We start from the raw sequence: 228 nt of genomic DNA on the forward strand, positions 1-228 counted from the left end.
GGGCCCAGAGCAGGTGGAGCGGCGGCAAGGACTTCTCTTTCGTCCCGCTTCGCCCTGAACTGGTGATCGAAGTGGCGTACGACTATATGGAGGGCGATCGTTTCCGGCACACCACCCAGTTCCGGCGGTGGCGGACCGACCGGACACCCGGTAGTTGCACCTACTCCCAGCTGGAGGAACCGGCCGATTACGATCTCGGCGAGATCCTGAAGCTCACGTAGTCTACGG

Annotated in this window: 1 protein-coding gene; it reads left to right on the top strand. The window is 62.7% G+C overall.

Annotation, left to right across the window (positions count from 1 at the left end):
* A partial coding sequence (locus SB724_RS22190) for a hypothetical protein (protein ID WP_486304075.1) occupies window positions 1–221 on the top strand: 221 nt, incomplete at its 5' end.
* Window positions 222–228 lie beyond the last annotated feature (7 nt).

Origin of the sequence: Bacillus sp. SIMBA_031 (genome assembly GCF_046535225.1) — a bacterium.
Taxonomy (GTDB): domain Bacteria; phylum Bacillota; class Bacilli; order Bacillales; family Bacillaceae; genus Bacillus; species Bacillus velezensis.